General features: G+C 46.4%; 14 protein-coding genes and 3 pseudogenes. 7 read left to right on the top strand and 10 right to left on the bottom strand.

Going from position 1 to position 13,740, the window contains the following annotated elements; all coding sequences use genetic code 11:
- Positions 1-804 precede the first annotated feature (804 nt).
- The 4 genes from QUA74_RS18485 (at position 805) to QUA74_RS18470 (ending at position 5,544) form a co-directional block, all read left to right on the top strand.
- Positions 805-1,263 carry a GatB/YqeY domain-containing protein gene (locus QUA74_RS18485; RefSeq protein ID WP_333223560.1) on the top strand — a complete coding sequence of 153 codons (459 nt, stop codon included), beginning with the start codon at positions 805-807 and terminating at the stop codon, positions 1,261-1,263.
- 375 nt (positions 1,264-1,638) lie between these two features.
- The gene (locus QUA74_RS18480) at positions 1,639-3,357 is read left to right on the top strand and encodes a serine/threonine-protein kinase (RefSeq protein ID WP_333331981.1); all 1,719 of its coding nucleotides are present in this window, start codon (positions 1,639-1,641) and stop codon (positions 3,355-3,357) included.
- A 60-nt stretch (positions 3,358-3,417) separates the two neighbouring features.
- On the top strand, positions 3,418-4,125 hold the full coding sequence (gene bioD / locus QUA74_RS18475; RefSeq protein WP_333331978.1) for a dethiobiotin synthase: 708 nt from the start codon (positions 3,418-3,420) through the stop codon (positions 4,123-4,125).
- 204 nt (positions 4,126-4,329) lie between these two features.
- Positions 4,330-5,544 (top strand): M20 family metallopeptidase, encoded by a 1,215-nt coding sequence (locus QUA74_RS18470; RefSeq protein WP_333331975.1) that lies wholly within the window; start codon positions 4,330-4,332, stop codon positions 5,542-5,544.
- Positions 5,545-5,672: 128 nt separating this feature from the next.
- Here QUA74_RS18470 and QUA74_RS18465 read toward each other — a convergent pair whose 3' ends face one another.
- The 3 genes from QUA74_RS18465 to QUA74_RS18455 form a co-directional block, all read right to left on the bottom strand.
- Positions 5,673-6,653: an aldo/keto reductase gene (locus QUA74_RS18465; RefSeq protein WP_333331973.1), complete on the bottom strand. Its 981-nt coding sequence runs from the start codon at positions 6,651-6,653 to the stop codon at positions 5,673-5,675.
- Between the two features lie 347 nt (positions 6,654-7,000).
- A complete protein-coding gene (locus tag QUA74_RS18460) occupies positions 7,001-8,392 on the bottom strand; it encodes a glycoside hydrolase family 10 protein (protein ID WP_333331971.1) in 1,392 nt (463 codons plus the stop codon).
- On the bottom strand, positions 8,383-8,613 hold the full coding sequence (locus tag QUA74_RS18455; protein ID WP_333331968.1) for a hypothetical protein: 231 nt from the start codon (positions 8,611-8,613) through the stop codon (positions 8,383-8,385). The genes QUA74_RS18460 and QUA74_RS18455 overlap by 10 nt, the downstream gene beginning before the upstream one ends.
- An 8-nt stretch (positions 8,614-8,621) precedes the next feature.
- Here QUA74_RS18455 and QUA74_RS18450 point away from each other — a divergent pair, with 8 nt between their 5' ends.
- The 3 genes from QUA74_RS18450 to QUA74_RS18440 all read left to right on the top strand — a co-directional run bounded on the left by QUA74_RS18450 (position 8,622) and on the right by QUA74_RS18440 (position 11,598).
- Positions 8,622-9,851, top strand: coding sequence for an FAD-dependent oxidoreductase (locus QUA74_RS18450; protein WP_333331966.1), 1,230 nt, complete (start codon positions 8,622-8,624; stop codon positions 9,849-9,851).
- A gap of 143 nt (positions 9,852-9,994) precedes the next feature.
- The gene (locus tag QUA74_RS18445; protein WP_333331963.1) at positions 9,995-10,657 is read left to right on the top strand and encodes a DUF2834 domain-containing protein; all 663 of its coding nucleotides are present in this window, start codon (positions 9,995-9,997) and stop codon (positions 10,655-10,657) included.
- A 191-nt stretch (positions 10,658-10,848) separates the two neighbouring features.
- Complete coding sequence (locus QUA74_RS18440; protein ID WP_333331960.1) at positions 10,849-11,598, top strand: gamma-glutamyl-gamma-aminobutyrate hydrolase family protein; 750 nt, start codon at positions 10,849-10,851, stop codon at positions 11,596-11,598.
- A 7-nt stretch (positions 11,599-11,605) separates the two neighbouring features.
- On the opposite strand, the gene QUA74_RS18435 is transcribed toward QUA74_RS18440, so the two are convergent.
- From QUA74_RS18435 to QUA74_RS18405, 7 genes and pseudogenes are all read right to left on the bottom strand, one after another.
- Positions 11,606-11,794: a CPXCG motif-containing cysteine-rich protein gene (locus QUA74_RS18435; protein ID WP_006635525.1), complete on the bottom strand. Its 189-nt coding sequence runs from the start codon at positions 11,792-11,794 to the stop codon at positions 11,606-11,608.
- Positions 11,778-12,239 (bottom strand): SRPBCC family protein, encoded by a 462-nt coding sequence (locus QUA74_RS18430; RefSeq protein ID WP_333331958.1) that lies wholly within the window; start codon positions 12,237-12,239, stop codon positions 11,778-11,780. Before QUA74_RS18430 ends, QUA74_RS18435 begins: the two co-directional genes overlap by 17 nt.
- 11 nt (positions 12,240-12,250) lie before the next feature.
- On the bottom strand, positions 12,251-12,601 hold the full coding sequence (locus QUA74_RS18425; protein WP_333331955.1) for a transcriptional regulator: 351 nt from the start codon (positions 12,599-12,601) through the stop codon (positions 12,251-12,253).
- Positions 12,594-12,935: pseudogene (locus QUA74_RS18420) on the bottom strand (type II toxin-antitoxin system RelE/ParE family toxin). The gene QUA74_RS18425 and the pseudogene QUA74_RS18420 overlap by 8 nt, the downstream one beginning before the upstream one ends.
- A gap of 34 nt (positions 12,936-12,969) precedes the next feature.
- Positions 12,970-13,083: pseudogene (locus tag QUA74_RS18415) on the bottom strand (SRPBCC family protein); the annotation flags it as partial.
- 12 nt (positions 13,084-13,095) lie between these two features.
- Complete coding sequence (locus QUA74_RS18410; protein ID WP_333331952.1) at positions 13,096-13,449, bottom strand: transcriptional regulator; 354 nt, start codon at positions 13,447-13,449, stop codon at positions 13,096-13,098.
- A 4-nt stretch (positions 13,450-13,453) separates the two neighbouring features.
- Positions 13,454-13,645, bottom strand: a pseudogene (locus QUA74_RS18405) (type II toxin-antitoxin system RelE/ParE family toxin); the annotation flags it as partial.
- Positions 13,646-13,740 lie beyond the last annotated feature (95 nt).

Below are 13,740 nucleotides of genomic sequence, written 5' to 3'. Positions count from 1 at the left end.
GTTAAGTTAGGCGAATTGAATAGGACTTGCAAAAATATGTCCGAGAAACCCAGTTTTTGACCCCCTTTCGGCACCCTCAACGGTCACAATCGGTTTTTACTTATTCTTATCCAGCAATCAAACTCTAAAAATTATACTACAATACCGTATATTAACGGATAAATTACTTTTTAAAGGCATAATTTATTACTTTAAAGCCCACATTCGGCATCTTCAAGCGTCACAATCGGTTTTTACTTATTCTTATCCAGCAATCAAACTCTAAAAATTATACTAAAATACCGTATATTAACGGATAAAAAAAAATTAAAAGGCATACTTTATTACTTTAAAGATAGTGTTTTCTGCGTAATTATGCTGTGTGACACCCCAGGGTGCAACATCTCACTTAAATAGTCCTGGACGCACGTACTACGATTTTCTGTCAGAAGAGAACGTAGTGAAGGAATCTCAAACCCTTGATTTAACGCCCTTGAGTGCATAAGTTCTGTTAAAGATAGAGTTGTGTCCGTAATTATGCTCTGTGACACACCAGGATGCGGAATCTGGGTTCTCGCGATCTGTGTACTGGCAGAAGTACGATCGCACTTCTGCCCCTGCGTCTAAAAGTTCTAGCGTGAGTCAATTTGGGGCCGAGGCTGCAAGCGCAGCCACCCCAAATTCAGTCGAAAGCCCAAGGCATCCGGGTTCAAGGCGATAAAAATGCCACCAACAGGCAATAAACTTGAAAAATACTGTAAAAAAAGTTAAGAATCGGAAGCATACTTCAGATTTTTGATATCGGGCAAAGCAAGGTAGAAATCGATGAGCTTAAGAGAACGCATTGACGCAGAAATCAAAGCAGCCATGAAGTCCAAGGACAAAGTTCGCTTGGAAACAGTTCGCGGCATCAAGAAATTTATTCTCGAAAAAGAAGTCAGCCTTCGTCCCTCCGGGCAAGACACGCTGACAGAAGCTCAAGAAATGGAAATTTTGATGCAAATAGCCAAACAGCGCCGGGATTCGATCGAACAATACCGCAAAGGTGGCCGCGAAGATTTAGTGGCACAAGAGGAGGCGGAGTTAGCAATTGTTGAAGAGTATTTGCCGGCGCAGATGTCAGACGAAGAGGTGAGTCAAGTCGTTGACGAAGTGATTGCTTCGGTTGGCGCTACTTCTGCAAAAGATATGGGCAAGGTGATGGGCAAGGCAATGCAGCAGCTTAAGGGCAAAGCAGACGGTAACAGAATTCAAGACATGGTGAAAGCAAAGCTTAGTCAGTAGTCAGTAGTCAGTAGACATCTCCCATAAATAATCTCCAGCTTTATAGAGATGTATGGCCTAGGCCGAGGGGCGACAATTTATTAGGGCTAAGGCCAAAAAACCCGGTTTCTACGAAAAATCGTGCATTTCTCCCTTGAGATATTGACGCAGAAATCGGGTTTTCGATCGGATCTGCGGGTTGCAACCTGTGTATTTTCGTGAGAAAACCCGGTTTCTGACCATCCGGGCGTCCAAGAATGTCAAAAAAATGTAAAATACTAACTTTGGTCGGGACTGGGGACTAGAGATAGTGAAGTATGCTCAAGAGCATTAAAGACATAGCATTACTAAGTCTGTGAGCGATCGTCTATTTTTTAACAGTTTCTCCTTAAACTTATGCAGCCACCTATTGCTATTGGAACTCTCCTACAAAACCGCTACCGCTTGGTGAATATTTTAGGTCAAGGAGGATTTGGCCGGACTTATTTAGTAGAAGATTTGGGACGGTTTCAAGAACGCTGCGCCCTGAAGGAATTGATTCCGGTGCAAAGCGGGCCTTACGTTTTGGAAAAATCGAAGGAATTGTTTCAAAGAGAGGCGGCAATACTTTACCAAATTGGGCACCCACAAATTCCCCAGTTTCGAGCAATATTTGAAGAGAACCAGCGTTTGTTTTTAGTGCAGGATTACGTGGAAGGGATGACTTACCGCGAACTAATGCTCGATCGAACTTCAAATGGTCGCACCTTCACCGAAGCCGAAGTCTTGGTATTTATCCGGCAAATGCTGCCGATACTCGCTCACATCCACGCCCGCGGCATCATCCACCGCGACATCTCCCCAGAAAATATAATTCGGCGCGAAAATGACCAAATGCCGGTACTGATTGACTTTGGAGTGGTGAAGGAACTCGCCACCAAAGTCCAGTCTCCCGAAGGAACAGCCCACGCGACAACTGTCGGTAAAATCGGCTACGCGCCGATGGAACAGTTGCACAGCGGGCGAGCAACTGCCAGCAGCGACCTCTACGCTTTAGCCGTAACGGCGATCGTCCTGCTGACAGGCAAAGAACCCCAGGAATTGCTCGATCAAACAACGCTGCAGTGGAATTGGCAGCAGCGAGTGCAGGTGAGTACGGGTTTGGCTTTGGTGCTGAATCGGATGTTGAATCGGTCTCCGGGCGATCGATATCAATCTGTCAGCGAAGTCGCCCAAGCACTCGACGCCCAAACTAATCCTAAGCCTAGCCAGCCAACTGTACCGCCCGCGCCGCCAGCAGTGGTGCCGACAAACCCTTCGCTAATCGCAACGGTGGCCGTGGGCAGGCCGCCAGAGCCAGCCGCCCCAAGTTCCCCCCCGCCAAACCGGCCAGTCGCCCCGAGTTCCCCCCCGCCAAACCAGCCAGACCCGTTAAGTGAGCCTGCAGGCGACACTTTTTGGGACAATCCCATCGCTGCGATCGCTCTGCTGGCGGGCTTAGTCATCTTGACGGGCTTCGGTTCCTGGGCTTTAGTCGGCTCATTTCTCAACAATTCGCGGCCAAAACCCACTCCGACGCCGCCAGCACTTATAAATCCGACGCCGACACTAACTCCGATACCAAACCCGCTACCTTTGCCAACCCCAACCCAGCAACCTTTGGCAACCCCAACCCTAGAACCTTTGCCAGAACCAACCCCAGAACCTTTGCCAGAACCAACCCCAGAACCTTTGCCAGAACTCAGCCCAGAACCTTTGCCGGAACCCAGCCCAGAACCTTTGCCGGAACCCAGCCCAGAACCTTTGCCGGAACCCAGCCCAGAACCAAGCCCAGCGCCAACTCCGACCCCAAAACCGACACCCGCGCCTACTCCCGCGCCCAAACCGACGCCCGCACCCAAACCAACACCCGCGCCGTCGCCAACACCAGCACCAACTCCCGCACCAACTCCCGCACCAACACCAGCACCATCGCCGGAACCGGAACCAACACCCGCGCCGTCACCGGAACCGGAACCAACTCCCGCACCGTCACCGGAACCGCAACCAACTCCCGCGCCGTCGCCGGAACCGGAACCAACTCCCTTACCGGAACCGGAACCAGCACCAACACCCGCACCATCGCCAGAACTCTAAACTTCTGGCAAAATTCCCCTAGACTGAGGTTGATGCCAATTAATTGTTAGCTATTTGCCAATGAACTCGCTGCTAATTGCTGGAACTGATACCGACGCGGGCAAAACTGTTTTGACCAGCGCTCTGGCTGCTTATTGGCAAATGTATTTTCCCGATCGCAGTTTGGGAATTATGAAACTCATGCAAACGGGAACGGGCGATCGCGAACTCTACACCCGTTTGTTTTCTCTCGACCAATCCCCCGAAGAACTCAATCCGCTGCACTTTGATGCGCCTCTAGCACCGCCGATTGCCGCCGAAAGGGAGGGGAGACCTATCGAACTCGAAAAGGTCTGGACGGCTTGGCAAAGCCTCTCGGAGCGCAAGGATTTTGTGTTGGTGGAAGCTTTGGGAGGGCTGGGATCGCCTGTAACGTGGGAACTGACGGTGGCCGATATTGCCAGGGATTGGCGGCTGAGGGGGGTTTTGGTAGTACCTGTGAGGTTGGGGGCGATCGGGCAAGCTGTGGCGAATGTTGCTCTCGCCAAACACACTGGTTTTAAGCTGAGAGGAATTGTGCTCAATTGCGTTAAAGCTTATTCGGAACAAGAAATTGCCGATCTAGCGCCCGTTGATTTGATCCAGTCGCTGACTCAAATACCTGTGTTGGGTATTTTGCCGCATTTAGATGACCCCACTGACCTTGCTAAATTAGCTAAAGTTGCTTCAGATTTAGATTTAGAGCGGTTACTACCAGGGGTTAATTTAGTTCCTCAGACTTCTAAATAACCCTATTTTCAACACCTCTCTTTCTCATTCTTCTCTTCCTCTGCGTACTCTGCCTCCTCTGCGGTTCATTTAAAAAAAATATCCTGCACAACTCAGATAGGATTGAAGAAGATTTTATTTTAACCGCAGAGAGCGCAGAGAGCGCAGAGAAAGAGAAGAGAGAGTTTCACAAATTATTCAGAATTGCTATAAGGAGAATAAAACATGGTTTCTACTTTACCGAATTTAACCTCTGTCGATTTATCTCAATTGAGGCTGGAGATTAGAAATTTGCAGCCTCAGCTAGTCGAATGGCGTCGCCTTTTGCACCAAAAGCCGGAGTTGAGTTTTGATGAAAATTTAACGGCGCAGTTTATCTCGCAAAAGTTGCAGGAATGGGGAATAGATCATGAAACTAATATTGCTAAAACTGGTATTGTCGCCACTATAGACAGCGGCAAACCGGGGCGGGTTTTGGCAATTCGCGCGGATATGGATGCTTTGCCCATTCAAGAAGAAAATGAGGTGGATTATCGATCGCAGCATGATGGAATTATGCACGCTTGCGGCCACGATGGCCACACTGCGATCGCCCTCGGTACTGTCTGTTATCTGGCCAAGCACAAACACAACTTTTCGGGTAAAGTAAAATTTATCTTCCAGCCCGCCGAAGAAGGGCCAGGGGGCGCAAAACCGATGATTGAAGCGGGAGTTTTGAAGAATCCTGATGTTGATGCGATCGTCGGCTTGCATTTGTGGAACAATCTACCTTTGGGCACTGTAGGCGTCCGCAGTGGCGCGCTGATGGCTGCTGTCGAAGTTTTTGACTGCACGATTTTTGGCAAAGGTGGACACGGCGCAATGCCACATCAGACTGTGGACTCGATCGTAGTTACAGCCCAAATTGTCAGCGCTTTGCAGGCAATTGTCGCGCGGAACATTGACCCGATCGACTCAGCGGTAGTAACTGTCGGCAAATTCTACGCAGGCCACACCCACAACGTCATTGCCGATACCGCTCAAATCGGTGGCACTGTGCGCTATTTCAATCCAGCATATCAAGGTTATTTTGCAAAGCGAATCGAGCAAGTAATTGCCGGAATTTGTCAGAGTCATGGGGCAAATTACCAATTAGATTATTGTGCGCTTTATCCGCCAGTTATTAATGATTCGAGAATAGCTGAATTGGTGCGCGGCGTGGCAGAATCCGTTGTTGAAACTCCTGCGGGAATCGTGCCGGAATGTCAAACAATGGGCGGCGAGGATATGTCGTTCTTTTTGCAAGAAGTCCCCGGTTGCTATTTCTTTTTAGGTTCTGCAAATCCAGAGAAAAACTTGGCTTACCCGCACCATCACCCGCGTTTTGATTTTGATGAAACTGCGCTGGGGATGGGTGTAGAAATGTTTGTGCGGTGTGTGGAAAATTTTTGTGTGATGTGAATCAGGCTTTCAGGGGGGGGCTAGAAGCCTACCCCGCAAGAAAATTTAGTTTTTGTGGAACAAGCAAATTCATGTCTTGTGGAACAAGCCTCTTGCCTGTTCATGAAAATGGTGCCATATCTCAGATATTACCGAGTTTGAAAGATATTCTGCACCATTTTTTTATCTACACTTGCCGCCGCCTTATCCAATGCGGCAATCTCCCCGGAGTCTAACTCCCAGCCCAAAGCACCAATATTATCCCTCGCCTGTGCCGCAGATTTCGCCCCCGGAATCGGAATAGTTTCTTTGCACACGCACCAGTTGATTGCTACCTGCGAAACAGTCTTATTTCTGAATGCCGCTATTTCTCGCAAACACTCCAAAAGCGATCGCATTCCCGGAAGTAGCTGCTTGCACGCCAAACCTCGAATACCTTTAGGAAGAGAGCCATTTTCGGAATATTTACCCGTCAGCAACCCCAAGGCTAGAGGACTGTAAGCAATCAATTTTATCCCCAATTCATCGCAAACATCTTTCAACCCGAGTTCTGTCACCGGATAGGTAGAAAGTAGCGAATATTGCACTTGTAAAGTAACAATAGGAATTTGGCGATCGCTAAATCTTTGATGCACCCATTTAAGCCGTTTCGGCCCGTAATTAGACAAGCCCACTCCCTTGACCAATCCTTGCTCGTAAAGGTCAGCCAAACCGTCTAAAAGAGCCCCCTCTTGCCAAGGAGCGTAATTGGCTGTAGACCAGTGCATTTGCACCAAATCTACATTTTTCCCGATGCGCGAAGCAGAGGCTTTGCAAGCCGATATCATTGATTGTCGCGTCAGTCTCCAAGGATAAGCAGCCAGTTTGGTCGCAATACAAATACTGTCTTTGTTTGCACCTTGATATTGTTGAGAAAACTGCCCCAAAAGCTGCTCGCTGCGTCCGTTTAATTTGCCAGTTCCGTAAGAATCCCCGGTATCGAATAAAGTGACACCGTTACTAACACAAAGATTGAAAACGGCTTGCAATTCCTCGTCCATACTTTCATTGTAGCCCCAGAGCAATCTGTTGCCCCAAGCCCAAGTGCCGCAGCCCATTTTTGGCAGTAAAATTTTTTGGTGAGTTTGCATTTTTATTGATGGTAGTTGTTGGTAATACGGATATTTTATAGGAACATAACTCGGTATCCCCTAGCCCCCTGTAGAGCTGTTTCATTCTGCCACGGGCCGCCCGGGACTCAAGTCCCTGTCTAATAGCATAAGTCGGTTAAAGCCGACTCAAATAGTAATCTCAATTTGGAAAATTAGAGTTACACATATATTCTGCGCTAACTCTATACAAAAACAGCTTTGATAGAATTGCTGGAGTCGTCTTTAGACGACTTCAGCTATGAGACAGGGGTTTAAACCCCTGTTGGACTGTCGGACTAATGGCACACCCTACAAAATTACCAATGACTGATGACTCTTGAATTCTTTTACGTGGTTGGCGAGGGCGTAGGTGGGCTGTTTTTGGTAGGTTGATCTGGCTTAGCTTTGGGGTCTGGTTTGGGTGGCGCAGGCGGAGGGAAAGTCGCCGCGCGCCTGGGTATTTGTAGCGCTGTTCGGAATGCAGAAGACGGGAAGAAAGCACTAAATTGAGAAAGTCGAGCGGCGGTGGGTTCTGGTGCATATTCCCACAAGCTTTCGTAGTAGAAGAAAGCAACGCCTAAGCCGTATTCTTGGACTGCTTGCACCTGAGATTTAATTTGCTCAATCGGTACTGGGTTATTTCTCAAACCTGTCATAATCCCAACTCCGGTGGGAATTTTTTGCTGTGCTTCTTGCATTTCTGGACGGTTAATCTTGTCCACAAATGATTCTAAATTGGGACGGTACACTTGCACGATTAGCTCGTCGGCAATATCCAAACGCACCCAAGCCAGCCAATCTTGCAGGTGATGTTTGTAAGCAAACTCGTAGTAATTGGGAGAAATTGAGAAAATGGCATTGGGTTTTACTGTTTTGACGGCTTGATTTAGCTGCGACATAAAAGCGGTAATTTTATTGGCTCGCCACTGCACCCATGCTGGATTTTGAAAATCTTTTGGTGGAGCTTTTTTTGTTTCTTTGGTATACAAAGCAACTGTGTAGTCATCATAACCAAATTCCGACGGCAAACTCATGTGGTCGTCAAATTGAATGCCGTCGGCGTTGTATTGAGTGGTGATTTCTAGTACAAGTTCGGTAATGAATTGCTGCACTTCGGGATGAAAGGGATTGAGCCAAACTACTTCCCCACCTGCGCCGTTTGATGTTTGGCTGCCGTCCTGTTTTTGTGTCAGCCAATCGGGATGATTTAAGGCTAATTCTGAGGTGGGAGGAGCCATGAAACCAAACTCAAACCAAGGAATTACTAGCAAGCCTTGGCGGTGAGCTTTATCAATTAAATCGGCGATCATATCTTGTCCCTCTAACCCTCTGTAAACAAAGGGTTGAATGTCTCTTTGCTGCGCTACATAGCTGGGATACATTGCATAGCCAGAATTCCAGACTACAGGATAAATAGTGTTGAAATTTAACCGCTTTAATTGGGTGACAGCATCTCCTAGTTTGCGGCTATCTCTGAGGATGTCTTTGTCGTTTGTCGTCATCCAAACACCGCGAATTTCCTGGCGGGGTTGCTGGGCGATCGCCGGAATGAAGTTGTTCGCCAGCAATACTATAATGAATGAGAGGGCAAACAGAAGCGGGAAAAGAGTTTTAATCGATCGCTGCCAACTGCGCGGAATGATGCGTAATGTCATAGTTTTGAATGGTGAGTTAGCTATCGAAACGCACCCCGGCATAATTTGGTGATAAAATTTGCTCGCTCTACAGTCTACAGCCATTTGCGCTTAATGTGGAATCGGTTAAGTGCAATGGGTGGATTGATGTTATGCGATCGCAACTGAGCTAAGTATAATCTCTGAGACAGAGGGTAAGTGACAGCATTCTGTCTAACTGCTGGGAAATCATTAATTACGCACTGCAAGCTTTCCTTACCGGACAGTGCGGCCCCAGGAGTGCAAGTGCTGTACAATATCGGTGCTGGAACATCTCGATCGAACATCTGTAATTGTGAAACATTTAGTGTTAATTGGCGGCGGTCACAGTCATGCTATCGTATTAAAAATGTTCGGTATCAAACCGCTGCCGGGAGTGCGTTTGACTCTGATTAGCGACGTGCTGCACGCTCCTTATTCGGGGATGCTGCCGGGACACGTTGCCGGGTTTTACGATTATGATGAATGTCACATCGATTTGCGATCGCTTGCTGAATTTGCCGGCTGTCAAATATTAATCGATCGGGCGATCGCGATCGACCTTAACAAAAATTTAGTTATTTGTCAAACTCGCCCTCCGGTTAATTTTGATTTGCTTTCGGTGGATATCGGCAGCACTCCTGCGACTTTATCTGTACCGGGTGCTGCTGAATATGCAATTGCAGCTAAACCCGTACCGGAGTTTTTAGCTAGCTGGAATCAGTTAATTGCCGAAAGAGCAAACCATCCCCAAAAACCGCTGCGGATAGCGATTGTAGGCGGCGGTGCTGGCGGCGTAGAATTAGCATTAAATATGCAATCTCGATTGGGGAAGGAAGAAGGAAGAGGGAAGAAGGAAGAGGGAAGAAGGAAGAGGGAAGAAAAACTAGAAAAATTATCATCAGAAATTCATTTGTTTCACAGCGGTGCTGAATTGATGCAGGGACACAATCAGCGGGTGCGCCGACGCATTCAAGAAATTCTCATCAGTCATGGCATTCAATTGCATTTAAAGGAAAAAGTCTGTGCTTTAGAAAAGATTAAGAGAGAAACCCCTTCCCAAATCCCAATTACGGATTACCAAATTTCCTGTAAATCGGGTTTAGAATTAGAGTGCGATCGCATTTTTTGGGTAACACAAGCAGCGGCCGCCGATTGGATAAGAGAATCCGGTTTAGCAGCAGACTCAAACGGCTTTATGCAAGTCAACGATTGCCTCCAATCCGTCTCTCACCCCAACGTATTTGCGGCTGGCGATATCGCTGCGATGGTTAATTATCCCCGTCCCAAAGCAGGCGTGTTTGCCGTGCGTCAGGGCAAACCGCTGTTTGAAAATTTGCAGCAGTTTTTATTGGAAAAACCGCTGAAACCCTTTGCACCGCAGGAACAATATTTAGGCTTAATCGGTACTGGGAATAAAAGGGCGATCGCCTCTCGCGGATCTTTCATGTGGGAATCGCGGTTGTTGTGGTATTGGAAAGATTGGATCGATCGCCAATTTATGCAAAAATTTAGCAATCTGCCCAAAACAGGCGATACCAAATAGCAATACATTCAGAAGATGCCCACATTTTATCCGCTCTCATCTTCTCTTCTCTTCCTCTGCGTCCTCTGCGGTTAATAAAAAAAGTGTTATTCAAAAACGCTTTAAGATTGTTATAGTAATATCAGAAGTAAAGAAAACTAACTATGTTCAGAAAAATTGGATTTGGGCTGCTTTGGATTGCATTTATCACCTACGCCTTTGTATTTGCACCACCCGACAGCCCAGAAAAAACCATCACACTAATTACCAATATTTCCACAGGCAAAATAGCAGACATCAACCCTTTAATTGTAGCGTTATTCAACCTCATGGGAGTCTGGCCGCTCATCTACAGTTGCGTCTTATTTGCTGACGGCAGGGGGCAGAAAATACCTGCATGGCTATTTGCCACTTTATCCTTTGGCGTCGGCGCCGTTGCCTTGCTGCCTTATTTAGCCCTGCGCGAACCGAATCCTGAATTTCCCGGTCATAAAAATATCTTTTTAAAGATATTAGACTCCCGTTTTACTGCCATTGTCCTAACATTGGGTGCTGCTGCTTTAGTTTCTTTTGGCTTGACAAAAGGCGATTGGTCTGATTTTATTGGACAGTGGCAAACCAACCGTTTTATCCACGTAATGAGTTTAGATTTTTGTATGCTTTGCCTGCTATTTCCTGCCTTATTGGCAGACGACATGGCGCGCCGAGGAATGCAGAACTCTACAGCATTTTGGGCAGTGACATTAGTGCCGCTGTTCGGGCCACTGGCTTATCTGTGCACGCGCAAACCGCTGCCAGAAACTAAAAATGAAAGTGTTACAAATTAGACAGCAGCGCAGGGAATGCTCAGTTTAATCTAGGAATCACAATAAATCCGGCAAGAAACAGGCAAGATGCCTGTTCCACAATAAGTAAGTTTTATTGTGGAGTGGGCTTCTAGCCCGCCCATGAAACACTGATTACAAATAGTGCCAAATCTGAGTATTAATCTAAATAATTATCTCCCAGTCTCTAGCAAATGAAAAAATTTCCTATCGTTGGCATCACAACATACAACCGCTGTCCCGCAGGCGAATATCGCTTAAATGGAACTTATATTGATGCAGTTCAGGCGGCTGGTGGCATTCCGATTTTACTGCCGCCCAATCAATTAGATCCGGCTAGTATTTTTGAGGCAGTAGATGGTTTGATTTTTTCCGGGGGCGGAGATATCAACCCAGAACTTTATGGCGGTTATGTCGATCGCACAGTTTACTCGGTTAATGCAGAACGCGACAATTTTGAATTAAGCTTAGCCAAGCTAGCTTTGAAGGCTGACATACCTGTGTTGGGGATTTGTCGGGGTATGCAAATCCTGAATGTAGCCAGCGGTGGCAGTTTGGTGATTCATGTACCGGATGCTTACGGAGACGAGGTTAATCACGGCACCGGAACTCCCCCGCGTGCGATCGAGCATACCATTGAAATTGAGCCCAACAGTCGGCTCGCAAAAATTATGGGAAAAACTTCAACAACAGTTGTTTCCTGGCATCATCAAGCAGTGCGGAAGGTAACATCCGATTGGCGAATTGTAGCCGATGCACCTGACACTTTGGTAGAAGCAATGGAACACTGCTATCACCCTTGGATGATAGCAATTCAATGGCATCCGGAAATGTCGCCCAACTGTTCGTTCAACTCTCGTATTTTTCAGGCTTTCGTAGAAGCAGCAGCTTCAAGATTTATGAATTCTACCAAGTCTGCATCAAATGCAATTCATACATTTTGATAGTCACTTATTCTTGATAGTCAGTATCTATTTCAATATCCAGGGTATCTTCATCTATTCTGACATACAGAACATTCGGGCGACAGCAAACCTGACAATCTTCGATATAAGATTGCTCCATACCACCGCTGATATCAACAAAAGTTGTACTCGGTTCGCCGCAGAAAGCACAGTAATATTCAGCCGTTGTTTGCATCTTTCTCGCACTCTCTTTTTGTGACTTCGTGGCGGTAGCGAAACATATCTGTTAACCGCATTTCTACCCACCACCCTAACAACAAATCGACAATCGGGCCGCCCGGTATCGAAAATGCGATCGCATCAGTCAATCTAGTATTACCATTTTCTGAGGTAAACTCGTGTCGGTGAGTCCAACGTGCCATCGGCCCCTCAGTTTGTTCATCAACAAACAAGCGATATTGTTCGCACTCAGTGTGAGTCGCCACCCATTTTACAGGAATCGGCCCCAATAACAGGCGAAATTCTGATACCGCACCCACATCGAGTCCCCCTTCGCGGCGAATTATTTTCACCGGTTGCCAAGGCGGAGTCAAAAGTTGCAGAATGTCCGGCCTTTCGTGAAAGTTCCAGACTGCTTCAACGGTGGCATTAATTAAGGATGAATATTTAAAATTGGGCATTTTATCGTTGGCTAGACAGTTAAGTGCGATCGCGTTTCAGCATTGGCAGTATTATCCTCTGTATCAGTACAAACAGCAACAGTTAGTTTCAATCCCAAAGCATTCAGCCAAGTTCCCAGATTGTAAATCGCATCACTTCCTTGCTGCGACAGCAATTCATCCAGTTTTTTTAAGTGCAATTCATATTGTTCGGGAGACATCTGCTGTTTGCCAAGAGCTTCTGCTACATTGCTAAGTACCATTTTTAGCAGTTCGGCCTCCGGGTTTTCTTCTTCAAAAAAAGCCTCTAGATACATAGCAGAATCTATTAGTTTTTTGAGAGATTCTATTAGAAAAGGATGGTAAGGTAAACTTTTAGGCATTATCTTGACTCCTGTAATCAGTCCAGTATTTGATAGCTTGCTGTATGTCTCGGTCTTGAGTGCTTTTATCCCCGCCTATTAAAAGTAGGATAATAGTTGTGCCGACTTGTCCAAAATAGATTCGGTATCCAGGGCCCTAATCTATTTTTAATTCATAGACTCCTTCTCCAACAAATCGATAATCTCCGAGATTGCCGAGTTGAACTCTGTCTAATCTCAACCTAATTCTAGCTTTAGCTTGGCCATCTCGGAGAACATTAAACCATTCCTCGAAAGGTACTCTGTTGTCTGGCGTAGTATAACGCTGAATTTCTTTCGGTTGGACTTCTGGCATAATTGTATTATAGTATGTCGCTCCTCATCTTATCTTGAACCGGTTGCCAAGGCGGAGTCAAAAGTTGCAGAATGTCCGGCCTTTCGTGAAAGTTCCAGACTGCTTCAACGGTGGCATTAATTAAGGATGAATATTTAAAATTGGGCATTTTATCGTTGGGCTAGACAGTTAAGTGCGATCGCATTTCAGCATTTGCAGTATTATCCTCTGTATCAGTACAAACAGCAACTGTTAGTTTCAATCCCAAAGCATTCAGCCAAGTTCCCATATTATAAATCGCATCACTTCCTTGCTGCGACAGCAATTCATCCAGTTTTTTTAAGTGCAATTCATATTGTTCAGGAGTCAGTTTTGGTTGACCGAGAGCTTCTGCTACATCGCTGAGAGCTCGTTTCAGCAGTTCAGGTTCCGGCTCTTCTTCCTCTAATGTCGCCGTTATATAGGCTGCTGCTAGTTCGGGCTTTTTTCTGAGAGATTCAATCAAAAATGGATGATAAGGTAGGCTTTTAGGCATTGTCTTAACTCCTATAATCTGTCCAGTATTCTTTAGCTTGGCGGACATCTCTGTCTTCAGTGCTTTTATCGCCTCCGCAGATGAGAATCACAATTGTCATTTCTATTTGTCCAAAATAGATTCGGTAGCCAGGCCCATAATTGATTTTGAGTTCGCATAGGCCTTCCCCCACGGAGCGATAGTCTCCTAAATTACCATCAGCAATTGGTTAAGCCTAGTACAGCTCGGCGAAAATAGAATACCCACTAAACCGCTAATACTTTACCCTTATAAGTCCACTTGAAGGGCTTT

Origin of the sequence: Microcoleus sp. LAD1_D3 (assembly GCF_036702135.1) — a bacterium.
In the GTDB taxonomy this organism is placed as follows: domain Bacteria; phylum Cyanobacteriota; class Cyanobacteriia; order Cyanobacteriales; family Microcoleaceae; genus Microcoleus.
The sequence above is the reverse complement of the archived record's forward strand: the minus strand, read 5'-3'. Positions and strand labels throughout refer to the sequence as shown.